Origin of the sequence: Mycobacterium appelbergii, assembly GCF_032883035.1 — a bacterium.
Lineage (GTDB): Bacteria > Actinomycetota > Actinomycetes > Mycobacteriales > Mycobacteriaceae > Mycobacterium > Mycobacterium appelbergii.
Window position 1 is genome coordinate 24,630 of sequence record NZ_JAMQTH010000010.1, and the last position, 23,087, is coordinate 47,716.

At 66.7% G+C, this 23,087-nt stretch carries 15 protein-coding genes and 1 tRNA gene; 5 read left to right on the forward strand and 11 right to left on the reverse strand.

Annotated features, from left to right (window positions below):
• Positions 1 to 54 precede the first annotated feature (54 nt).
• Positions 55 to 699 carry an HNH endonuclease gene (locus M1247_RS22595; protein WP_317158632.1) on the reverse strand — a complete coding sequence of 215 codons (645 nt, stop codon included), beginning with the start codon at positions 697 to 699 and terminating at the stop codon, positions 55 to 57.
• Between the two features lie 142 nt (positions 700 to 841).
• Here M1247_RS22595 and M1247_RS22600 point away from each other — a divergent pair, with 142 nt between their 5' ends.
• Both M1247_RS22600 and M1247_RS22605 read left to right on the forward strand, forming a co-directional pair.
• Positions 842 to 1,237 carry a globin gene (locus M1247_RS22600; RefSeq protein ID WP_317158633.1) on the forward strand — a complete coding sequence of 132 codons (396 nt, stop codon included), beginning with the start codon at positions 842 to 844 and terminating at the stop codon, positions 1,235 to 1,237.
• Positions 1,237 to 2,766: a glycoside hydrolase family 13 protein gene (locus M1247_RS22605; protein ID WP_317158634.1), complete on the forward strand. Its 1,530-nt coding sequence runs from the start codon at positions 1,237 to 1,239 to the stop codon at positions 2,764 to 2,766. The genes M1247_RS22600 and M1247_RS22605 overlap by 1 nt, the downstream gene beginning before the upstream one ends.
• A 76-nt stretch (positions 2,767 to 2,842) precedes the next feature.
• On the opposite strand, the gene M1247_RS22610 is transcribed toward M1247_RS22605, so the two are convergent.
• From M1247_RS22610 to M1247_RS22650, 9 genes are all read right to left on the reverse strand, one after another.
• Positions 2,843 to 3,505: a DUF8010 domain-containing protein gene (locus M1247_RS22610; protein ID WP_317158635.1), complete on the reverse strand. Its 663-nt coding sequence runs from the start codon at positions 3,503 to 3,505 to the stop codon at positions 2,843 to 2,845.
• Positions 3,502 to 3,915, reverse strand: coding sequence for an acyl-CoA thioesterase (locus M1247_RS22615; protein WP_317158636.1), 414 nt, complete (start codon positions 3,913 to 3,915; stop codon positions 3,502 to 3,504). The genes M1247_RS22610 and M1247_RS22615 overlap by 4 nt, the downstream gene beginning before the upstream one ends.
• The gene (locus tag M1247_RS22620) at positions 3,912 to 8,744 is read right to left on the reverse strand and encodes an NAD-glutamate dehydrogenase (protein WP_317158637.1); all 4,833 of its coding nucleotides are present in this window, start codon (positions 8,742 to 8,744) and stop codon (positions 3,912 to 3,914) included. Before M1247_RS22620 ends, M1247_RS22615 begins: the two co-directional genes overlap by 4 nt.
• Positions 8,745 to 8,833: 89 nt before the next feature.
• Positions 8,834 to 10,507: an energy-dependent translational throttle protein EttA gene (gene ettA, locus M1247_RS22625; RefSeq protein WP_317158638.1), complete on the reverse strand. Its 1,674-nt coding sequence runs from the start codon at positions 10,505 to 10,507 to the stop codon at positions 8,834 to 8,836.
• Between the two features lie 110 nt (positions 10,508 to 10,617).
• On the reverse strand, positions 10,618 to 11,124 hold the full coding sequence (locus M1247_RS22630) for a single-stranded DNA-binding protein (RefSeq protein WP_317158639.1): 507 nt from the start codon (positions 11,122 to 11,124) through the stop codon (positions 10,618 to 10,620).
• A 151-nt stretch (positions 11,125 to 11,275) separates the two neighbouring features.
• Positions 11,276 to 13,291 carry a bifunctional copper resistance protein CopD/cytochrome c oxidase assembly protein gene (locus M1247_RS22635; RefSeq protein ID WP_317158640.1) on the reverse strand — a complete coding sequence of 672 codons (2,016 nt, stop codon included), beginning with the start codon at positions 13,289 to 13,291 and terminating at the stop codon, positions 11,276 to 11,278.
• Between the two features lie 40 nt (positions 13,292 to 13,331).
• The gene (locus M1247_RS22640) at positions 13,332 to 15,758 is read right to left on the reverse strand and encodes a glycerol-3-phosphate 1-O-acyltransferase (protein WP_317158641.1); all 2,427 of its coding nucleotides are present in this window, start codon (positions 15,756 to 15,758) and stop codon (positions 13,332 to 13,334) included.
• A complete protein-coding gene (locus M1247_RS22645; RefSeq protein ID WP_317158856.1) occupies positions 15,755 to 17,323 on the reverse strand; it encodes an HAD-IB family hydrolase/lysophospholipid acyltransferase family protein in 1,569 nt (522 codons plus the stop codon). The genes M1247_RS22640 and M1247_RS22645 overlap by 4 nt, the downstream gene beginning before the upstream one ends.
• A gap of 26 nt (positions 17,324 to 17,349) precedes the next feature.
• The gene (locus tag M1247_RS22650) at positions 17,350 to 18,819 is read right to left on the reverse strand and encodes a wax ester/triacylglycerol synthase family O-acyltransferase (RefSeq protein ID WP_317158642.1); all 1,470 of its coding nucleotides are present in this window, start codon (positions 18,817 to 18,819) and stop codon (positions 17,350 to 17,352) included.
• A gap of 141 nt (positions 18,820 to 18,960) precedes the next feature.
• Between M1247_RS22650 and M1247_RS22655 the strand changes: the two genes are divergently transcribed.
• From M1247_RS22655 to M1247_RS22665, 3 genes are all read left to right on the forward strand, one after another.
• Positions 18,961 to 19,033: transfer RNA gene (locus M1247_RS22655), tRNA-Arg, on the forward strand.
• Between the two features lie 87 nt (positions 19,034 to 19,120).
• Positions 19,121 to 19,876: a hypothetical protein gene (locus tag M1247_RS22660; protein ID WP_317158643.1), complete on the forward strand. Its 756-nt coding sequence runs from the start codon at positions 19,121 to 19,123 to the stop codon at positions 19,874 to 19,876.
• 53 nt (positions 19,877 to 19,929) lie between these two features.
• Positions 19,930 to 21,384 (forward strand): SDR family NAD(P)-dependent oxidoreductase, encoded by a 1,455-nt coding sequence (locus M1247_RS22665; RefSeq protein WP_317158644.1) that lies wholly within the window; start codon positions 19,930 to 19,932, stop codon positions 21,382 to 21,384.
• A 28-nt stretch (positions 21,385 to 21,412) separates the two neighbouring features.
• On the opposite strand, the gene M1247_RS22670 is transcribed toward M1247_RS22665, so the two are convergent.
• Positions 21,413 to 23,044, reverse strand: a complete 1,632-nt coding sequence (locus tag M1247_RS22670; RefSeq protein WP_317158645.1) for an FAD-dependent monooxygenase — start codon at positions 23,042 to 23,044, stop codon at positions 21,413 to 21,415.
• Positions 23,045 to 23,087: the final 43 nt, after the last annotated feature.

The window sequence follows — 23,087 nt, forward strand, 5'->3', positions numbered from 1 at the left end:
GACGCAAACTTATCAGTAGCGCCGGGCGCCCGTGCCAACGGTGAAGCGAGTCGGCTACGCAGCACCCTCGCCCAGATACCGCACCCAGGCCGGATCGAGTTCCTTGATGGTCGACAACAGCCGCCAGTGCTGGCCTTTTGGTGGCATCGGCACGCAACGCAGCGCCCAGCCCAGCTCGGTCAGCAGGCGGTCTGCCTTGCGGTGGTTGCACGTCGCGCAGGCCGCGACGCAATTCTCCCAGGAGTGCTCGCCGCCACGACTGCGTGGCACCACGTGGTCGACGGTGTCGGCCCGGCCGCCGCAGTACGCACAGCGGAAACGGTCGCGGTGCATCAGTGCGGCGCGGGTCATCGGGATGCGTGCCCGGAACGGCACCCGCACGAAGGACCGCAGTCTGATCACCGAGGGCACCACGACCGTGCGGGTCGCCGAATGGATGACCGGGCCACCGGGATCGTCGTGGACGACGTCGGCCTTGCCGCACATGAGCATGACGACAGCGCGCCGCATCGGCAGCGCGGTGAGCGGTTCGTAGGTCGAATTCAACAACAGGACGCGCCTGCGCCCCCACAGAGACGCTTCGGAACCGGTCGGAGCCAGCGTTTCGACGCTGTGCAGAGGGCGATCCGGCGCGCGGGGTCCCGATGGACCGGAAACGTGACCGGTCCGTCGTGTATGGCCTTTTTTGCTGTGTGCCATGGAGCCTCCGAGGAGACAGTTCACCACGGATTGAGCCTCACCGCTACGAAAATTTTTTGTGTGTCCGCTGGTCAGTCCGATGAACACCGGGTGAAGAGACCGCCGCGGCGGTGGATTACCCGCGATCGGCCACAATGGAGCCGTGACCCAACCTCAGCACTCGTTCTACGACGAAGTTGGTGGCCACGCCACATTCGCCGCGATCGTGTCGCGGTTCTACGAGCTTGTCCGGGACGACGAAATCCTGCTGCCGCTGTACCCCGAGGACGATATCGACGGTGCTGAAGACCGGCTGCGGATGTTCCTCGAGCAGTACTGGGGCGGACCGCGGACCTACTCCGATCGGCGTGGCCATCCGAGGCTGAGAATGCGTCACGCACCGTTTCGTATCGGGCTCCTCGAACGCGACGCCTGGCTGCGCTGCATGCACACCGCCGTGGCCTCGATCGATTCGGCGACGCTCGACGACGCCCACCGCCAGGCCCTCCTGGACTACCTGAACATGGCCGCTGACTCGATGGTGAATTCCACATTCTGATGACGCCCTGGTGGTCACGCGCGGTCTTCTATCAGGTCTACCCACGCTCGTTCGCCGACAGCAACGGCGACGGGGTCGGCGACCTCGACGGGGTCCGCGCACACTTGGATTACCTGTCGGCGCTGGGCGTGCAGGCGCTGTGGCTCAACCCGGTCATGGTGTCGCCGATGGCCGATCACGGATACGACGTCGCCGACCCACGCGATGTGGACCCGCTGTTCGGCGGCATCGGCGCCCTGGATCGGCTCATCGCCTCGGCACATGCCCGCGGGATCCGCATCATCATGGACCTGGTCCCCAACCACACGAGTTCGGCGCATCCGTGGTTTGCCGAAGCGCTGGCAAACACCGACCGTCGCGACCGCTACATCTTCCGCGACGGCATCGGGGATGCCCCGCCCAACAACTGGGTGTCGGTCTTCGGCGGCCCGGCCTGGACCCGGGTCACCGAGCCCGACGGCACACCCGGGCAGTGGTATCTGCACCTGTTCGACGCCGCGCAGCCGGATCTGAACTGGGACAACCCCGAGGTATTCGAGGATCTGGAGAAGACCCTTCGGTTCTGGCTGGACCGCGGCGTGGACGGGTTTCGCATCGATGTCGCACACGGCATGGCCAAACCGGCCGGGCTGCCTGACATGTCGGTGACCGACACCGCGCTGCTGCGCAACAGCGAGGACGATCCGCGGTTCGACAACGACGCCGTGCACGATGTTCACCGGTTCATCCGCACCGTGCTCGACGACTATCCCGACGCGGTGGCCATCGGTGAGGTGTGGGTCCACGGCAACGAGCAGTTCGCCAAGTACCTGCGGCCTGACGAACTGCATCTGGGGTTCAATTTCCGTCTGGTACAGGCGGATTACGATGCCGCTGAGGTTCGTGAAGCGATCGACAACGCGATGGCCGCGGCGACGCTCGCGGGGGCGACGCCGACGTGGACGTTGTCCAACCACGACGTGGAACGCGAGGTCACCCGTTACGGCGGCGGCGCGCGCGGCACGGCGCGCGCCCGCGCGATGGCGCTGGTGATGCTGGCACTGCCCGGTGCGGTATTCGTCTACAACGGTGAGGAACTCGGGCTACCCAACGTGGATCTGCCCGACGAGGTGCTACAGGATCCGGTGTGGGAACGCTCCGGTCACACCGAGCGGGGCCGCGACGGCTGCCGCGTGCCGATGCCGTGGTCCGGTGACGCGCCGCCGTTCGGGTTCTCCGCCACCGCCGATACATGGTTGCCGATGCCGGCACAGTGGGCATCGTTGACCGTTGTCCACCAACTCGATGCGCCGGATTCCATGCTGGCGTTCTACCGTCGTGCGATCGAATTACGCAGCAGCCGAGCCGAATTCAGCGGTGAGAAAATCGACTGGGTCGATGAGCTGAGCTTTCGGCTTCCCGGCGGCCTGCTGTGTGCGCTCAATGCGGGCGCCGATCCGCTGCCCTTGCCCGAGGGAGAGGTCCTGTATGCCAGCGGACCACTCCCCGACGCCATGTTGCCGCCCGATACCGCCGTCTGGCTGGTCTAGTTTCTCCGCGAACAGACAGTTAGGTACCCCGCACACCGAGAAAAAGGGGACATAAGTGTCTGCTCGCGGGGAGGAATCAGCCCAGGACCATGGTGGGGTCGCCGCGGCGCCGATAGACCGAGCCGAAGCGCGCGTCGACCCGCAGCCAGGCTGGGTGCGCACGCACCCGCACGATCTCCTCGGCCGCCACCTCGTTGCCGGTCTGCGGCAGGAAACCCATTGCGGTCAAGGCGAATACACACCGCATCGGCACACCTACGGTGACATCGCCCGCGCTGACGGCAATGACCTCCTGATCCAGTAGGGACACCGGCGGACCATGAGCACTGCTGTGCTCCCTTGCCACCGCGGCTCCCTGATGCGCGAGGTCCAGCATCACCCGCGCCGGTACGTCGTCGAGATGGGTGAAACCGGACGCAGGCGGTAGCCCGCCACGCCATGCCGAATCCATGGGAAATCCGGGATCGACGTACTCGCCGTCGGGGGCGGCCAGCCCGGCCGCCAGCATGTCCGCACCCGCCGACAGATCGCCGGGGCGAACCCGTCCGCCGACCACCCGGCTGGCCAGCACGTCGAATCCCGTTGCCACCCAGGCCACGATCTGGTCCTGCCCACCCGCACGCTCGCGGAGCCGGACCACACTGGCGTCATCGAGCCGCAGGGCACGCTCGACGAATGTCGACAGGTCAGCCCGGTGTGCCGGATCGTCGAACCACAGACCGCGCTCGGTGCCGGTCATCGCAGATAGCGCTGCAGGTACTCCCGTTGTACGGGAGTCAGCCGTTCCAGCCGCTGTTCTTGGATGTGGACGGCGGCCAGCTGCGTCTCGGCGATCACCGACGGCTTGACATCGGGCGCGGCGTTCACCGGCCGCACCTCATAACCCACCGTGAAGTCCACCGCGCGTACGCGCTTGGACCACATCGTCACCTGCAGCGGTGAGTCCATCAGTCGCAACTGCCCCTTGTAGACGATCTTCACCTCGGCGATGAGCAGACCGATGGTCGTGATGTCGGCGCCGAAAGGCTCACGCAGAAACGGGATCCGGGCCTCTTCGAGGATCGTCACCATGGTGGCGTGGTTGATGTGCTGGTACATGTCGATGTCCGACCAGCGCACCGGCACGGCCGCCGTAAACCCTTGTGTCAACCCGCTGTTCCCGTTCCGCTCGTTCGCGTCATGCTGCGGATCTGACGGGCCGCGACCGACAACGTTGCCAGATCCTGCTCTTCATCTTGATAGATCTCGGCCAGAGTTCGGCGCGCACGGGTCACCCTGGAGCTGTTCGTCATCTCCCATTCGGTGATCTTCTGCTCGCCGGTTTCGTCCGGTTCACCGACGGCGAGCACATCCATACACAGCGCCCGCAATGATCCGTAGATGTCATCACGAATCGCCAACCGTGCCAACGAGTGCCAACGGTCGTCACGGCCCAGCCGCGAAATCGCGGTGAGCAGCCCGTCGGCGCCGAGGTGATCCATCAGCGCGAAGTAGGTGTCGGCGACCTCGGCGACATCGCGGTCGACGATGTCGGCGATGTCGATCACGTCGAGCAGGCTGTACCGGTACAGGCCCGTGGCCACCGAGTAGGCCAACTCCTCGGAGGCGCCGTAGGCGACGAACTCCCCCGCCTCCTTGGCGACGATCGCCTTGTCGTCACCGCGCAGCCACTCCGACATGTGTGGCGTCAGCGCGGCCACTTTCTCGGCGAACCGGTTGATCTCGGCGCCGACCGCCAGGGGCTGCGGACGGTAGTTGAGCAGCCAGCGCCCGGCCCGGTCGACAAGCCGGCGCAAGTCCAGCGTCATCCGGTCCGAAGCCGCCACCGGCAGGTTCGCCGCGCGGATCTGCCGCCAGACATCGCCGATCCCGAAAATGGCGTTGGTGGCGACGTAGCTCCGGACCGCGTCCACCGGTCCGACGCCGACGTCCTCGGTGATGCGGTAGGCATAAGAGATTCCGCTGGTGTCGACGAGATCGTTGACCAGCATCGTGGTGACGATCTCCCGACGAAGCTGGTGCGACCGGATCTCGCTGCGGAACGCCGCCGCGAGCTTGGCCGGGAAGTACTCCGGCAGCCGCGAGGCGAACACCTCCTGATCGGGCAGGTCGCCTGACAACAACTCGTCCTTGAGCACGAGTTTGACATGGGCCATCAGGGTGGCGAGTTCCGGTGAGGTCAGGCCGATTCCGGCGTCGGTGCGGCGCCGGATCTCCTTCTCAGACGGGAGCGCCTCCAATTCGCGGTTGAGGCCGCGGTTGGTCACGAAATCCTTGATCATCCGGGCGTGCACCGACAACATGCTGGAGGCGTTGGCACGGCTGGTGCCCATCAGATCGTTCTGATCCTCGTTGTCGGACAGCACCAGTTGTCCGACCTCGTCGGTCATCGACAACAGCAACTCGGTGCGCTCCTCGGGACTGACCTTGCCCGCGGTGACCAGGGCGTCGATGAGGATCTTGATGTTGACCTCGTGGTCCGAGCAGTCGACACCCGCGGAGTTGTCCAACGCGTCGGTGTTGATGCGGCCGCCTGCGAGATCGAATTCGATGCGGCCCAGGGAAGTCACGCCCAGGTTGCCGCCCTCGCCGATGACCTTGGCCCGCACCTGGTTTCCGCATACGCGAATCTGATCATTGGCCCGGTCGCCGACCTCGGCGTCGGCCTCGGTCTCGGCTTTCACGTAGGTGCCGATGCCACCGTTCCACAGCAGATCCACCGGCGCCTTGAGGATCGCCTTCATCAGCGCAGGCGGCGGCAACTTCTCGACACCGGCGTCCAGACCCAGCGCGGCACGCATCTCCGGACTGATCGGAATCGACTTCTGCTGACGGCTGTACACCCCGCCGCCCGCACTGATCAGCGAACGGTCGTAGTCCTCCCAGCTGGACCTGGGCAGCTCGAAGAGCCGCTTGCGCTCCGTCCAGGAAGTCGCGGCGTCCGGGTCGGGGTCGACGAAGATGTGCCGGTGGTCGAAGGCTGCCACCAACCGGATGTGCTTGGACAGCAACATGCCGTTGCCGAACACGTCCCCGCTCATATCGCCCACACCGACCACGGTGAAGTCTTCGCTCTGGGTGTCGACACCCATCTCCCGGAAGTGACGCTTGACCGATTCCCATGCGCCCTTGGCGGTGATGCCCATCGCCTTGTGGTCGTAGCCGATGGATCCGCCGGAGGCGAACGCGTCACCCAGCCAGAAGCCGTACGACTTGGCGACCTCGTTGGCGATATCGGAGAACGTCGCCGTGCCCTTGTCGGCGGCCACCACGAGGTAGGCGTCCTCGCCGTCGCGGCGCACCACCTGCGGCGGGGTGACCACGGCGCCGCTGGCCGTATCGACATTGTCGGTGACGTCGAGCAATCCGGAGATGAACAGCTCGTAGCACGCGACGCCTTCGGCCCGGGTGGCCTCCCGGTCCGCCGCGGCATCCCCGGTGAGCACCGGGGGGTGCTTGACGACGAAGCCACCCTTGGCCCCGACCGGGACGATGACGGCGTTCTTCACCGCCTGCGCTTTGACCAGGCCCAGAATCTCGGTGCGGAAGTCCTCCCGGCGATCCGACCACCGCAGGCCGCCGCGTGCTACGAACCCGAACCGCAGGTGTACGCCTTCGACACGTGGCGAGTACACGAAGATCTCGAACTTCGGACGCGGCAGCGGAAGCTCGTTGATCAGACTCGGATTCAGCTTCATCGACAACACATTGCGATGCCGGGCCGAATCAGGGCTCTCCACAAAGTAGTTGGTGCGCAGCGTGGCCTCGATCAAGCTGGCGAAGGCCCGCAGTACCCGGTCGGTGTCCAGGCTGACCAGCGCATCGATGTCGGCGGACACAGCCGCAGCGGCACTCTGGGCGTCCCGGGTCGTCGCGGCGTCCTCCGCCGGATCGAAGAGCGCTTCGAACAGCTCGACCAGTGAGCGGGCGGTGTGCGGATTGTCGTTCAGCACCGACTCGATGTGCGATTGACTGTACGGAAAACCAGCCTGGCGCAAGTACTTTGCGTATGCCCTCAGGATGGTCACCTGTTGCCAGGTCAGTGCGGCCCGCAGCACCAGCTCATTGAACCGGTCGACCTCCATCCGGCCGTACCAGATCGCGGTCACCGCGTCGGCGAACCGCTGCGCGGTGGCCTGTTGTGCCGCGGCGTCCGGCGCATCGGGGATGCTGCGGTGCGGCGCGATCTTGAACTGGTAGATCCAGACGGGTAATCCGTCGGGCTTGGTGACGGTGAACGGTCGTTCCTCGAGCACCACCACGCCCATGGACTGCAGCATCGGGAGCAGCTGGCTCAGCGACGCGGACCGTCCACCCAGGTACCAGGTCAGCTGGGCGATCCTGTCCTCGCCCTCGGTGAACACCAGCTTGACCGAATTGTCCTGCAGCTCTTCGATGATCGCAATGTCGGCGATGGCGTCGGCCGGGGCGACCGCCTGCCGGTAGTCGGCAGGGAACGCGGTGGCGTAGTGCTCGATGGCTGCGGGGGTGATCGCGGCCGGGGCGGCACTGGTCATCCGGTCACCCCAGTTGCGGGTGGCCTCGGTCAGCAGATTCTGAATACGGGTCTCGTTGGCAGACGAGGTGTCGACGTTCCCCGCCTGCGATCCGTCGGGCAGTCGGACAGTGAAATGCACAACAGCCCAAGGTGATTCGCTGACGCGTGCGGAATAGTCGATGCTGACCCCGCCGAGCTCGCGCACCAGGATGTCCTGCATTTCCAGGCGCACGGCAGTGGTGTAGCGGTCGCGCGGCAGGTAGACCAGGCATGAGACGAAATGTGCGAGCTGATCGGCACGCAGGAACAGCAGGGTCCGGCGGCGCGACCCCATGTCCACGACGGCCATGGCCATCTCCAACAGCTCCTTGGAGCTGAGCGCGAACAACTCCGGGCGCGGGATGGTCTCGATGATGTCGCGCAGGAGCTGGCCGGGATGGCTCGGGTCACGCCGCGCCATGGCCAGCGCTTCGTCGACCCGCCGGGCGATCAGCGGGATCTCCAGCACGTTGGCGTTGGTCGCGGCGACCGTGAACAATCCGACGAAGCGGTGCTCGATCGCTTCTGCCGGACCGGCACTCTCCCGGACCACGACGATGTACGGGTATGCGCCGTAACGCAGGTAGCTCGGCATCGTGGCCTGCGCCAGCACCAGCAGATCATCCTGGTTGGTCAACGGCGGAAACGCGTCCTGGCGCAACCGCAGCACGCCGAGCCGGCTCGCGCGGTCGACCGATGCGTTCCCGTCGCTGACCGTGCACTGCTGGTACCCCAGCAGCACGAAGTGCCCGTCGGACAGCCACCGCAGCAGCGCCGCGACGTCCTTGCGGTCGGCGTTGGGAAACCGGCCCTCGGTGTCGGTCGCCAGATCGTTGGCCAGCCCGTGCAGAGCGGCAGCCATGGCGCCAGAATCCAGTCCGATCTGGCGGGCATCGGCGAGGATGCCTGGCAGCAACCGCGTCGCCTCCGTCAGCGAACTGCCGTCCGCGGCCCCAGTCACCGGGATGCGGATCCAGCACTCGTCGGCACCGTCACCCGGCGCTTCCGCGATGGGGTGAATCTCCAGCAGTTCCCCGTCCGGCCCGCGCCGCACGCGGAACACCGGGTTCATGATGGCCGTGTAGGCCAGCCCCAACCGGTGCAGCAGCACGGTGACCGAGTCGACCAGCATCGGCGCCTGATCGGTGACGATCTGAAGCTCTGCCCCGGTATCGGCGTCCCCCGGATACACCGCGACGTTGGTCTGCCCCGGCGCCCGCCGGCCACCCAGCCGGTAGTGGGCTGCCACCGCGTGGTCGGAGTTGAGCCGCTCGGCCGCATTCGCCGCGATCGGGCCGGTGGTGGCCGTGCCCGGCGCACCGGCCTGAGGGGCCCGGTAGGTGGCGAGGAACGCCACGGCAAGCCGCTGGATGACGTCCGGTGACGGCTCTTCCCGGTCGCTGTGCTGCTGCCCTGAAGTCGCTCCCGGCCACGCCGTCATACGGATCACTCCTGACTCACGCATGCGCACCGGCACTGGTGCGCAGATGCGACATTAGTCGTCACTGAATCTGTGCGCTCTACGCCCGATCAGTCGCGCGTGAGCTTGCGATGGGTCACCCGGTGTGGACGTGCCGCCTCGGCGCCCATTCGCTGGATCTTGTTCTCCTCGTAGGCACCGAAGTTGCCCTCGAACCAGAACCACTTGGCCTCGTTGTCGTCGTCACCCTCCCAGGCCAGGATGTGGGTACACGTGCGGTCGAGGAACCACCGGTCGTGCGAGATGACGACCGCGCAGCCGGGGAAGTTCTCCAGCGCATTCTCCAGCGAGCTCAGCGTCTCGACGTCGAGATCGTTGGTCGGCTCGTCCAGCAGGATCAGGTTGCCGCCCTCCTTGAGCGTCAACGCGAGGTTGAGGCGGTTGCGTTCACCACCCGAGAGCACCCCGGCCGGCTTCTGCTGATCCGGGCCCTTGAACCCGAACGCCGACACGTACGCCCGCGACGGAATCTCGTTGTGACCGACCTCGATGTAGTCCAGGCCGTCGGAGACCACCTGCCACACGTTCTTCTTCGGGTCGATGCCTGCGCGGTTCTGATCGACGTAACTGAGCTTGACGGTGTCGCCGACCCGCACTATGCCGCTGTCCGGCTGTTCCAGTCCGACGATCGTCTTGAACAAGGTCGTCTTACCGACACCGTTAGGGCCGATGACGCCGACGATGCCGTTACGCGGCAGCGTGAACGACAGGTCCTTGATCAGGGTGCGGCCCTCGAAACCCTTGTCGAGGTGTTCGACCTCGACAACGACGTTGCCCAGCCGCGGCGGGGCGGGGATCTGGATCTCCTCGAAGTCGAGCTTCCGCGTCTTCTCCGCTTCGGCCACCATCTCCTCGTACCGACCGAGACGTGCCTTGTTCTTGGCCTGCCGCGCCTTGGCGCCGGAACGGACCCAGGCCAGCTCATCCTTGAGCCGCTTCTGCAGCTTCTGGTCCTTCTTGCCCTGGACCTCGAGGCGTTCGGCCTTTTTCTCCAGGTAGGTCGAGTAGTTGCCCTCGTACGGGTAGGCGTGGCCGCGGTCGAGCTCCAGGATCCATTCCGCGACGTTGTCCAGGAAGTACCGGTCGTGGGTGACGGCCAGGATGGCGCCCTTGTATGCGGCGAGGTGCTGTTCGAGCCACAGCACGCTCTCGGCGTCGAGGTGGTTGGTCGGTTCGTCGAGCAGCAGCAGGTCCGGCTTGGACAGCAGCAGCTTGCACAACGCGACGCGGCGGCGCTCACCGCCGGACAGGTGGGTCACCGGCTCGTCGGGCGGCGGGCAGCGCAGCGCGTCCATCGCCTGCTCCAACTGGGAATCGATGTCCCACGCATCGGCGGCGTCGAGCTCCTCCTGGAGCTTGCCCATCTCCTCCATCAGCTCGTCGGTGTAGTCGGTGGCCATCAGCTCGGCGACCTCGTTGTACCGGTTGAGCTTGCCCTTGATGGCCACGCCGTCCTCGACGTTCTCGCGGACCGTCTTGGTCTCGTCGAGCTGAGGTTCCTGCATGAGAATGCCGACGGATGCGCCGGGCGCCAGGTAGGCGTCACCGTTGTTGGCGTGGTCGAGACCCGCCATGATCCGCAAGACGCTCGACTTACCGGCCCCGTTGGGTCCGACGACGCCGATCTTCGCGCCAGGAAGGAAATTCAGGTTGACGTCGTCAAGAATGACCTTGTCGCCGTGCGCCTTGCGGACCTTCCGCATGGTGTAGATGAATTCGGCCATGCCGTGATGTGCCTTTCTGAAGCCACTCGGGGGTTGTCTGACGAGCGCTCGCGCGCAATCGCGACAAGCCCTTCTTACTCGCGGCCCATCCTAGGCGTGATCGGATGTGGTCAAGCCGACAGTGGCAGTGCCCCGGAATCGAGCAGGTCATCGGCGGGCTCGTCGACATCGTCATCGGGCCGGTCCACCTGCTCGTCACCGACCGGTGCCGACTGATCCGATCCGGTGGTCGACCCCGGTGCCGGCGTGCCGCCGCTGGCCTTCTGCAGCTGCTCCACCCGTGCGATGCAGCGCGACAGGTCCGGCCCGACCGCCGACGCCCGCACCTCCACCGACGACCGGCGCACGCCCTCTTTGTCGTCGTACTCACTGGTGTAAACGTGTCCGACCACGACGACGGCGTCGCCCTTCCCGAGTGAGGCGCTGACACCGCGGGCGAGGTTTCCCCAGCAGTTGACGGTCACGTACAGCGAGTTCCCCGGCTCCCAGCTGCCCTCCGCGGTCCGCCGCCGCGAGTTACTGGCGACGCGGAACTTGAAGAGCTCCTGGTCGCCGAAACGGAGCCGGACCGGATTGGTGACGATGTTGCCCACGACGGTGAACGGTGTCTCGAACATTTCTGATTCCCTTTCGCTTCACTGGTTGCGGCGCCGCCCGAAGTCGCGGCCACCTCAGCGACCATTGACCGTCGGTGCACCGACACCGGTGGTTGGCACGAACCGGTGGGAAAGGGAGACCTGTGGATGAAATGGGGTTTGGGGATAACCCTCAGCGCGGCTGATTGTCGCGGCGTGCCATCTCGGCCAGCATGTTGTTGTAGGCGGCCAGGTCGGCGTCGTCGTCACGATCGGCGGCACGGTCAAGCCGTTTTGCGGTGCGCTGGTCGCTGCGGCGCCACTGGATCAACAGGGCAAGCATGACGATCACGAGTGGGACTTCCCCTGCTGCCCAAGCGATCCCACCACCCAGCTTCTGATCGCCGAGCAGATCGGTATGCCAACTCAACTGCAGTGACCGATAGAACGTCGCACCGAGCACGGTCTGCATGCCCATCATCACCACGCCGAAGAAGGCATGCAGCGGCAGCGAGGAGAACACCATCGCGATCTTGGCGAGGTGCGGTATCGGGCGTGGTGTCGGATCGATGCCGATCACCACCCAGTAGAACAGATACCCCGACAGCAGGAAGTGGACGTTCATCAGCACGTGGGCGCCGTGGTCGCTGACCGCGGCGTTGAAGAGTCCGCTGAAGTACAGCCCGTAGAACCCGACCACGAACAGCACCGTCGCCACGATCGGGTTGGTCAGAAACTGAGAGACCCGGGAATGCAGGGCAGCCAGGAGCCATTCCCGCGGGCCGGGCGGCGCGTCGCGGCCCGCCGTGGGCAACGCACGTAATGCGAGGGTGACCGGCGCTCCCAGCACCAGCAGAACCGGCACCAGCATCGAGAGCATCATGTGCGCGATCATGTGCATGCTGAACATCGCGGGCATATATCTGCCCAGACCCGACGACGTGGTGAACAGCAGCGCCGCGCAGCCCAGCAGCCAGGCCACGGTCCGCCCCACCGGCCAGGGGTCGCCCCGGTGACGCAGCCGGTAGACGCCGGCGAGATACACGACAGCGCCGATGATCGCGACGGTGCCGAACAACAGATCGAAGCGCCAGTCGAACAGCACCCGCGCCACGGTCGGCGGACCGGCGAAGTCGTATCCGATGGCCACCTCGGTCGCGCTGGGTTCGGTCGGGATGGGTGGCGGCGGGGTGCGGCCCAGGCCCACCGCGATCCCGAATGTCGCGCCGAACAGCGCTGCCTCCAGCATCGCCAATTGGATCAGTGGCCGGCGCGCGCCCGGATCGGCCTGCAGCGCCGCCACCCCGCTGCGACGCTGGCGCCAGCCGAGCACACCGAGCAGTGCCAGCGCCACCGCTTTGCCCACCACCAACCAGCCGTACGGCGTGTCCACCAGGTCGGGCAGTTGGATCCGCACCAGGGCGTTGAGGACACCGCTGGCGGCCATCGCGACGAAGCACCACAACGCCAGCGCGGAGAACCGGCGGGCCGCCACATCGGCATGCTCACCGCCTCGCAGCGCGTGCACCAGCAGCGCCAGCAACCCGCCCGCCCACAGTGCCGCCGCCATCAGGTGGATCAGCAGGCTGTTGGTGGCCAGGTCGTGAGACCCTCCCGACGACGAGTGCCCGGTCAGCGCCAGCGGGATCAGCGTCAGCATGGACCCGGCCACCAGCGCGGGCGTCCAGCCCCACCGCAGGACGGGCAGGCTGGCCACTGTCACCGCTGCGGCCAGGATGGCGGTCCAGCGCCACGCACCCGCGATGTCCACCAGGCCGGTAGCCGACCACACCTCGACGGGATTGAGGTGGGAAAAGAACGGCTGGCCCGAAACGTCGGAAATGGTCAGCGGAACCAACAACGCCGCGCACACCGTCCACACCGCCGACGCGGCGGATCCGAGGCGCAGCGCGCGGTATCCGGCTACGTCCAGCACGCCGTTGGTCTGTGGCGGGACCAGGAACGCTGCGAACAGGAACGCCCCCACCGCGACGACGGCCGCGATCTCGCCTGCCGCCCGCACGAACGGCAGACCGTAGGTGGTGACCGGACCCGGGTCGGGCAGGCCGGTCGCGCTCAGTGCGTCAGCCAGCGCCAGCGCCCCGATACCCGCCGCAACCATCCCGGCCAGCACCCCGACGCCGAACAACACGGGCCACACCGTGCTGCCGCGCACGCTCGACGCGGTCAGCCGGCCGGGAGAATTCATGGTCCCAGCGTATGGCGTGGCCGAGCACACACCACGGCCGCTATGTGGATTCATCGCGCAGAACGCGCCGCTGCCTCTCCCTGGCGACGAACTGTTCCCTGGCGATCCGATCGACCATGTCCATGTCGGCCAGCACGCCCCGCAATTCGTCGCGGAATGCCACGCGGCGGCTCTTGAGGTCGGGGCCGGGCGCCAGTAGGTGCTGATCGGCAACCACCTGCCGTGCGGTGGCGAACAACAGCGCCGATACAGACTCGTTGCTGCGGATGCGTCCCTGCGCGGCGTACTGCCGCCCTACCCCCAATGCCAGCTTCGTCAGGTCCTTTTCGGAGATGTCGGCCGGTGCATCCCGCAACACGTCGGCGACGATCTCGTACGCCTCGAAGAACGGCCGCAACATCGCACCCGCGAGTAGCGGCTGTTTGACTCCCAGCAATTGGCGGATCTCTTCGCCGCCGCCCTGGATGTGTGATTCCCAATTCGCCGCCTGTCCTCCTCGCGTCCGGTCATGCCAGGACATCTCCTCGGCGACGTTGTCCCGGAATGTCGCCGAATCAGCGAAGTAGAAGTCGAACTTCAGCAGGTCCCGCAGTCGCATCACCTGAGCCCAGAACGCCTGCAGCGGGTCCGCCGCAGTACCGGTTTTGCTCCTCGCGTCCGCAGTACCCGTTTTGCTCCTCGCCTCCGCAGTACGGGCGGCGTGAGCCAGCGCCAGTTCGACGATCGAGGTCTCCAGAAAAGCGTGGATCAGCGAGTTGCGGTAAAAGGAGGCCTCGAGCTCGTCATCGGGATCGATCCGCCACACCGGCTCCCGGCCGCTGTCCACCATCGTCACCGGGTGACCATTGGACAGCGCGTCCACGGCCGAGCGCACACCGTCCGGCGTGCGCAGGCGCAGCGCGCTGTTGGTCATCGGAGTGTTCTTACGTTCCAGGTAGTCCAGCGAGTCCTGCAACGTGTGGTGCAACTGATCGAGGGTCAACGCGACTCCGCGGGCGGCCAGCAACAGAGCCGACACCAATCCGGTGGCGTTGACCGGGCTGGCCCGCAGGATCCGCCAGGCCACCTCGAATGCCATCTTCTGCATCGCCAGCCGTTTGGCGTCCCGGTCCTGTGCCGTCTCACCGTGCGGATCACCGAGGTACTGGCGCATCGAAACCGCCTCGGGGAAGCGGACATAGATCTTGCCGTAGTTGCGCTCGCCCTGGGCCTTGATGAAGTTGTACAGCCACGACAGGCCTTCGGGCGTCTTCTCCCCGCCGCGCGCGTACGCCGCGTACTCCGCGGTCTCGTGCAACTGGTCGAAGCTGATCGACACGGGCTGCAGCAGGATGTCCTCGCTGCGGCCGTCCAGGTAGGCATCGGCGACGTAGGCGAGCAGACCGAGCTTGGGCGGCAACATCTTTCCGGTACGTGACCGGGTTCCCTCGATGGACCAGTTCAGATTGAACCGCTTCTCGACGATGTACCCGACGTACTGCCGCAGCACGTACTTGTAGAGCGGATCGTCGAGCCGGCGGCGGATGAAGATGACCCCGGAATGCCGCATCAACGGCCCCATGAAGCCGAAGGACAGGTTGATTCCGGCGAACGTGTGCACGGGCGGCAGCCGGTTCTCCTGCATGGCCACCGGGACGATCGCGCCATCGAGATAGGACCGGTGCGAGAACAGCAGCACCGCCGGATGCAGTTCCAGGGCATGCCGCATCGCTTCGATCTCGGCACGGTCGTAGTCGATGCGCGGATCGAATCCCCGGCTGAAGATCGCGCGGCCCAGCGACGGGATCAGGTCGACGGAGAATCGGCTCCAGCCGGTGGCCAGCTCGTCGAGCATCTCGCCGGCCTTCTCCACGGTGGCACCGGGGATCTGTTCGAGACCTTGACGGAACCGGGTCGAGTCCAACATCTCCGGCTTGACCAGCCGCGGCGACTTGTATTCGGGACCCAGCAGTCGCAGCTCGACGCGTTCGATCGCCAGCACCGCCCGTCGCAGCACGAACCGCGCGAATTCCCTGGGGTTTTCGGCGACGGTGGTATCGCTCCACTGCTGACGCAGCTCGGACACCTTGGCCGGTTCGCCTGCCACCACCCGGGCGCGGGACCGATCCTTACGCAGGATGCGCCGCTGCAGCATGTCCGGCGGGCGGTAGGTGTCGCGCCCGGAGATCAGCGCCACCACCTTCAGCCGGGTCGGCAGTCCGCCCGGCACCCAGAACACCCGCACCGGCACGACCTGTCGATCTTCGTCGGCCTCCAGCTCCTCGACGAGCCGGGCCAGCACGCCCGGTGCCGGATCGCCACCGGTGGGCAGCTGTAACACCTCGATCTTGGATTCGGGATGGTCGCGCCGGTGGGTTTTCAGCCAGTCGTTGAGCAGTTCCAGTTCAGCGGGTGAGGACACCGACGCGAGCACCAACGCATCGTCAGCGGTGCTGAAGCTGGCGAAGTAGTCGGTGGGCGCCGTCACGGGCGGCCCTTCGCGGTGTTCGGTTTGTCTTTCTTCGCCGCAGCGGTTTTCGCGGGCGCCTTCTTCGCCGCCTTACGGGCGGGAGCCTTGCGCGCCGGTTTGGGACGCGTATAGGGCGCGAGCTCCGGTAGTTCGTCCTGCGGCCAGGACAGCAACGTGTCGAGGTAGAGCTGGCGTACCTCGGCGATCCGGTCGGACAGCGTATCGGCGGTCCAGTCCTCGACCGGGATCGGCGGGTACACAGCGATGTCCACCGTGCCCGGGTTGAACGTGCTGGAATCGCGGGCCGCGATCACTTCCGCATTGCGGATCACGATGGGCACGATCGGGATGCCCGCGGCCATGGCGATGCGGAACGGCCCCTTCTTGAACGGCCCCACCGCGGTGGTGTCCAGCCGGGTGCCCTCGGGGGCGATGAGGATCGACAGGCCTTTGCGGGCAAGCTCTTCCACCTTGCGTAGGCCTTCGACGGCTTGCTGTGGGTCTTCGCGGTCGATGAACGCCGCGTCCATGACCCTGCCGAGCGTTCCGACCAGTGGATCGTTGGCCAGTTCCTTCTTGGCGACGCCGGTGAAGTTGTCCCGCACGAGTGTGCCAGCGATGATCGGGTCGGCTTGATTGCGGTGGTTGAAGATGAACACCGCAGGCCGCGCTGCGGTGAGGTTCTCCTCACCGAGCACATTGAGGTGGACACCGGTGGTGGCCAACAACACCCGGCTCCAGGCGGAGGTGAAGAAGTTGACGCCGGAGCGCCGGTTGCGGTTGAGCAGACCCCAGCCGATGGCGCCGGCCGCCACGGGCATCAGGGACGCCACCCCGGCCGCGGTCCGTAGTTGCGAGATCGGGCTGCTCCCGCTGCGGCTGCTGAACTTCAGGATCGGCCACCCGCGTTTGCCGGCGACCGCCGCCAGTTTTCCGGCCGGGTTGGTGGGGCGTGGGTTGCCCACCAGATACATCAGCGCGACGTCCTCGTCACCGTCGGCGTAGAAATAGCTCTTGCTGAGATCAACCCCGTTGGCCGACGAGAATGCCTGCACCGCACGGGCTTTGCCAGGCCCCCAGATGATCGGTGTCTGCACCTCGCCGGTGATCAGGCCGTCGTCATCGGTCTCGAACTTGTTGCTCAACACGTTGTTGATTCCCAGGAACCGGGCAACGGGCTCCACCTGCACCGTCAGTGCCGATGAGCTGAGCACCACGGTGTGCCCGCGGGCCATGTGCGCGCGGACCATCGCCCGCATCTCCGGATAGATCCTGCCCTGGACGTGCTGGGCGAACAGCCGCTCCCCCAGTTCGTCGAGATCGCTGAGCGAATTACCGCGCAGCATCCGGGCGCCCCTGCCAATGAGATCCTCGAATTCCGAACGGCCCAGCTGATGGTTCAGTCCGGCCTGCACCATGCCGATGAACTCCCCGATACCCATCTGGCGACGACGCAACCGATCACGGGTCATGATCACCCCGGTGAACCCGGCCACCAGGGTGCCGTCCAGATCGAAGAACGCACCGATCTGCGGGCCTTCGGGACTCATCTCGATCTCGGCCAGTGTCCCTGGTAGCCGCATGGGCTTGGGATTGCCAGGCGCTGAAGTCACTGTGTAGCACTCCCGTTCGTCGCAGACTCGTCGGCGGTGAACGACGCAGGAGTACAGCGCGCGTCGCCGCCCAGCGCGAGCACCTCGTCAAATCCCGCCTGCAGGCACCGGGCGAACAGCGGTTCATCGGTGACCGCGGCGCGGTCGTAACGGGCGGTGACGGTGACATACCCGGATCGCGAGATCAGCACGACCATCATCGCCACCCCCGGCAACGGCCCCAACCCGTAGTGCCGCAGTATCTTCGCCCCCGCGATATAGGTGTCGCCGGCGAATACCGGCACATTGCTCGCCTGCACATCGGAGTTGACCACCGAGCCCGCCATGGACTCCAGGAACGTGTCGGGCAGCAGACTCAACACCGGTGCGATGGCCCCGACCATGTCGATCGCTCGTTCTTCACGTTTGCTCGTCATCTGCGATCTGATCGCCTTGATGCGGGTTTCCGGATCGCTGATACCGATCGGCGCCGCGAGATTGATTCCCGCGAACCGGTTGCCACCGGCCGGGTCGTCCTGCGAGCGCAGATTCACCGGCACCGCCATCGGCAGATTCTGCACCGGTATGCCCATCGCTTCGTGGTAGAGCCGCAGCGCGCCGCACAGCCCGGCCAGATACGCGTCGTTGATCGAACCGCCTGCGGCTTTGGCCGCACGATGCAGATCGCCGAACGGGATGTCGATCGCCTCGCTGCGCGAAGCGAGGCTGCGCCGGCGCAACAGCGGCGACGGATCGGCGGCCGGGCCCATCACCCTGGCACCCGACATGGCGTAATCCACGACACCGCTGACCGCCGAGACGGGATCCCGAACAACCCGGGTCGCGACGCGCGCCGCGCCGCCGAGCGCGCCGAGCACCCCGCCCGCGATCGAGCCGGGAAGCCGGTTGAGCCCTTGGCGCATCAGGTCGTTGGGTGAGAGATCCTGCGGAATCGGCAGCGGTGGCGTCGCCGTGGCCTCCGGCTCAGGTTCCAGGTCGTAGATGCTGGCGAACATCTCGACCCCGCCCACGCCGTCGGTCACGGCGTGGCTCAGATGGAGGATGGTGCCTGCCCGCCCCCCTGCCAGGCCTTCGACCAAGGTCGCGCTCCACAACGGGCGCGAAATGTCCATCGGGGACTGAACCGCGACCTCGGCCAGGTCGAGCAATTCGCGCACCGTGCCCGGCTCGGGAACACGCACCCGGCGCACGTGATAGTCCAGGTTGAAATCCGGATCGACCACCCAGCGCGGCGCTGCCGTCGGCAATGTGGGCATCACCACCTTCTGCCGCAGCCGCAGAACTTTGCGCGAGGCCTGCTCGAAACGGTTCCGAAAATGCTCCCAATCCGGTGTGCTGTCGAGGATCTCGACACCCATGATGCCTGAACGGGTGCGCGGGTTGGCTTCGCCGCGATGCAACAGTTGATCCACCGCACTCAGTTCCTCTGGGAGTCCGGACGCATCCAACTCCGGCACGTCGCTCATAGCGTGGTCCCTCTCCCCTCACCCAGACGACTCAGTGCAGCGTCCACGCTAGTCCGACACCGCTACCCACGGGTCACCTTTGCCGGGGTGTCCCAGCTCGCCGGGCGCGCGGGCACGACACGATAGACTCCTCCGGCGCTTGCCTCCGTAGCTCAGCGGATAGAGCAGCCGCCTTCTAAGCGGTTGGTCGCAGGTTCGATCCCTGCCGGGGGCGCTTTCGGTGGTGTGTCACCGTGACTTTTGTGCACGCCGCACCAACCCGACGTCCGACACCGCGAGCCGATCGGTGAGACTCGGACACATGAGCTTTGTTGCGTTGCCGAGCACCCAGCTGTCTGACGAGGATGTTGCGGCGGCGCTGGAGCGGACGGTGGGTCTCATCGATCTGTTACTCGATGCGCTGTCCGGTTTCGATCCGCTCGGGTTGCGGGGACGGACCCACCACCGGAATTCTTCCGGCGGTGTAGCGGGCAAGGTGCTCGACGCCGCGGCCGCCGTGCTCGACATCGCCGATGTACCCGGGACCCGGTCGTGGGATCGTATGGACCGGTCGGAGCGCATCAACTGGTGGGTTCGGCGCGTGGGTGCGCTGGACACGGTGCTGGTCGCCTTCCCCGGGGTCTATGGTGCGATCGCGGACCGCTTGCCGATCCAGGACTTCCTCGGGTTCTCCAACCAGGCGATGGTGCTGTGTGCGGTCGCCCGCGAGCACGGCGTCACCGACCGCGATTCGCAGGTGCGGCTGTTGGGCGCGGTGTTGTGTGAGCGCGATCTCACCGCCGACGGTGCCGATGGTGGGGCGACCCCGCTCCCGCAACCGGAATCCTCCTCCGACCCGACGCCGTTGGCGCTGGCCAAGAAGCTGTGGGAGCTCGCCGCCGTCATGCGAGCGATCAGTGCGGAACTCGCCAAGCGGCCGCACCCGCAACGCATCTTCCACTATTTCGGCATGCTGCCCGCGGTCGGCGCGATCGCCGACTACCTCGGTGAATACGGCGCCCTGCGGCGGGCTGCCGAGCAGGGGGAAGCCTGGATCGCCGAGTACGTCGGAGCCTGACGGCGACGCAGAACGATTACGGAGACGCACCGGTGTCCCCGTACTCTTCGACGGTGACCGAGATCGATCCGCAGCAGCTCAGCACGTGCCTCAAGGTGCTGTCCGAGGTCGAGGCGCTGCCTCCCGAGCACCCCGACGCGGTGGCGGTACGCCGGGCGACGGCCGCATTGTGGAAGTCGGTCAAGCAGGCCCGCCGCCACGCCAAGCGGGATGCGGTGGCTGCCGCGGATCACGCCGTCACCGCGGCCACCGCCACCGGCGCCCCGGGGCGCATCGACGATGAGACGCAGGGTCTGCCGCTGGTATCCACCGCGGTCGGGGTGAGCGCGGGCACGCTGCAGCGCTCGCGGGCCTGCTACACGTGCAAGCTCCGCTACACCGTGGTCGATGCGTTCTATCACCAACTCTGCCCGCAGTGCGCCGCATTCAACCGGGCCAAGCGCGACGCCCGTACCGATCTGAGCGGCCGCAGTGCCCTGCTCACCGGCGGGCGCGCCAAAATCGGCATGTACATCGCGCTGCGGCTGCTGCGTGACGGTGCGCACACGACAATCACCACCCGCTTTCCGAACGACGCCGTACGCCGCTTCGCCGCCATGCCTGACAGTGCGGACTGGCTACACCGGCTGCGGGTGGTGGGCATCGACCTCCGCGACCCGGCTCAGGTCGTCGCGCTCGCGGACACGGTCGCCGCCCGCGGTCCGCTGGACATTCTGATCAACAACGCCGCCCAGACCGTGCGACGGTCTCCCGGCTCCTATGCGGCCCTGGTCGAGGCGGAACGCACCCCGCTGTCAGAACTCGTGGACGTGATCACGTTCGACCACATCAGTGACGCCCACCCGGCCGCACTGGCCGGAAGCCTCGCCGACCACCAGAGGCCGCACGCGCCGTCATCTCGCGGGTCGCTTGCCTCCTGCCCTCCGGTCACCGAGCTGGCCCTGACCGCCCGCAGCGCGTCACCGGAACGGATCGCCGCCGGAACCGCCATCGACGCGGGTGGCCTGCTGCCCGACACCGCTGCGGTCAACAGCTGGACTCAGCGCGTGCACGAGGTCGATCCGATGGAGCTGCTCGAGGTGCAGCTCTGCAACCAGACCGCACCCTTCATCCTGGTGAGCCGCCTGCGCCCGGCGATGGCCGCCTCGACCGCCCGCCGCAAGTACGTCGTCAACGTGTCGGCGATGGAGGGTCAGTTCAGCCGTGGATACAAGGGGCCGGGGCACCCGCACACCAACATGGCCAAGGCTGCGCTGAACATGCTGACCCGCACCAGCTCCGCCGAGATGCTCGAGCGCGACGGCATTCTCATGACCGCCGTCGACACCGGCTGGATCACCGACGAGCGTCCGCACCCGACCAAGTTGCGCCTGGCCGAAGAGGGCTTCCACGCCCCGCTCGATCTCGTCGACGGTGCCGCGCGGGTGTACGACCCGATCGTGCGCGGGGAGTCCGGCGAAGACCTGCACGGATGCTTCCTGAAGGACTACGCCCCAAGCAACTGGTAGAGCAGCCTCAGCGCGGCCCCTTGCCCGATCAACGGAACGTCAGCTTCAGGTGCGCGCCGAGTTCGTCAGGATCGAGCGCTCCGCGGGCGGCATAACCGAGATACCCGTCGGGGCGGACGACGAACGCCGAAACTCCTTCCGCGGCATAGGCATGAGCAAAATTGCCGTCGCGGTCGCGAAGCAGCGGCAGCACGGTCGCGTCCACCTTCGCATCGGGATGGGCGACGACGTAGACGTCCAACCGGTCATGCGCGGCCTGCACGGCCGCGGCGGCCGCCTGCTCCAGACGCTCCACCGCTTCGGGACCGCAATCAGGACCCGCATAACACAGCAATGTGTGGTGCGGACCGGTCAACAGCGTGAACAGGCGCGCCGGTGCCGTCACCGCGTCCCGCGTCAGCGTCCGCGCGTCGGGCGCCCTGGCACCCGCACGGGGCCCCGGCACCGCATCGACCGTCGGGGCGACGATCGGGCTGCCCGCATAGTCGATCAGCAGCTGGGCCTCGCGGCGCGCGATGTAGCCGGGGTCGGTGGAATCCGCTCCGATGCCTTCCCTTGCGCTGCGCACGGTTCGGCCCACGACCTCCTCACCTACCGGCCTGCGCTCCGCGTCGTAGCTGTCCAGCAGCCCGTCAGCGGCCTGACCGGACACCGCGAGCGCGAGCTTCCAGGCCAGGTTCTGCGCATCCTGGATGCCGGTGTTCATGCCCTGCGCACCGGTGGGTGGATGAATATGTGCCGCATCGCCCGCCACGAACACGCGGCCCCTGCCGTAGGCGTTGACGATGCGGTGGCTGATCCGGAACACCGATGCCCACCGCAGGTTGCGCGCAGTCGTTGGCTCCGGGGACAGCCGGTCCAGAACCGCCTGGATGTGTGACAGCTCCGGCTTCCTGCCGCTTTCGAAGCCGTGTTGCACGCCGTCACCGGACGGTGCGGCGCCTGTGGCGGCGTCCAGTTCTGCAGGCACCAGCATCGACATCCGGTAGCGACCGCGTCCCGGCAGCGGAATGCAGACCAGCAGGTCGTCGGTCTTCCCGTCGGTCTGGTGCATCGCCCGAATCGCGTAGCCCGGTGGTAACGACCAGTCGACGTCGAGATCGCCCAGCATGTACTGCTCTTCGAACGCAGCGCCCTCGAAGGTAAGCCCGAGCGTCTTGCGCACCACCGAATGGGCGCCGTCCGCGCCGATCAGATAGCCGGCATGCACGGTCTGCTGCTCACCGTCGCCGGTTGCCAGCGTCGCGGTGACCCCGTCGGTGTTCTGCTCGAACCCGGTGAGCCGCAACCCGCGCTCGATCACCACTCCGCGCGCCGTCGCCTCCTGCCGCAGGATGCGTTCGGTGGCGTACTGCGGCAACCCGATGAACTCGAAGGGAACGTCGTCGGGCAGCGCCAATTCCATCCGCCCGGCCTGCTCACCGTTCACATAGACCAACTGTCCGCGCATCTGCACCGCAGCGTCCAGCACCTGCCGCACGATGCCCATCCGCTCGAACAGTTCCAGGGTGCGCGGTTGCACACCAACCGCTTTGGCATACTGCGGCGGTTCCAGGAGCGGGTCGACGATACGGCATGCGACACCGTTTCGCGCCAGTTCGATGGCTGCGGTCAGCCCGATCGGCCCGGCTCCCGCGATGAGCACATCCGTGTCAGTCACTCCGCGATTATGCGGCAATGCGGCCGAGTGTGGGGCTTATGCG

Coding starts and splice junctions, on each gene's coding strand:
- M1247_RS22630 (WP_317158639.1), bottom strand. CDS start 11,124: ATGTTCGAGACACCGTTCACCGTCGTGGGCAACATCGTCACCAATCCG.
- M1247_RS22595 (WP_317158632.1), bottom strand. CDS start 699: ATGGCACACAGCAAAAAAGGCCATACACGACGGACCGGTCACGTTTCC.
- M1247_RS22660 (WP_317158643.1), top strand. CDS start 19,121: ATGAGCTTTGTTGCGTTGCCGAGCACCCAGCTGTCTGACGAGGATGTT.
- M1247_RS22610 (WP_317158635.1), bottom strand. CDS start 3,505: ATGACCGGCACCGAGCGCGGTCTGTGGTTCGACGATCCGGCACACCGG.
- M1247_RS22620 (WP_317158637.1), bottom strand. CDS start 8,744: ATGACGGCGTGGCCGGGAGCGACTTCAGGGCAGCAGCACAGCGACCGG.
- ettA (WP_317158638.1), bottom strand. CDS start 10,507: ATGGCCGAATTCATCTACACCATGCGGAAGGTCCGCAAGGCGCACGGC.
- M1247_RS22650 (WP_317158642.1), bottom strand. CDS start 18,819: ATGAGCGACGTGCCGGAGTTGGATGCGTCCGGACTCCCAGAGGAACTG.
- M1247_RS22645 (WP_317158856.1), bottom strand. CDS start 17,323: ATGCGGCTACCAGGGACACTGGCCGAGATCGAGATGAGTCCCGAAGGC.
- M1247_RS22605 (WP_317158634.1), top strand. CDS start 1,237: ATGACGCCCTGGTGGTCACGCGCGGTCTTCTATCAGGTCTACCCACGC.
- M1247_RS22635 (WP_317158640.1), bottom strand. CDS start 13,291: ATGAATTCTCCCGGCCGGCTGACCGCGTCGAGCGTGCGCGGCAGCACG.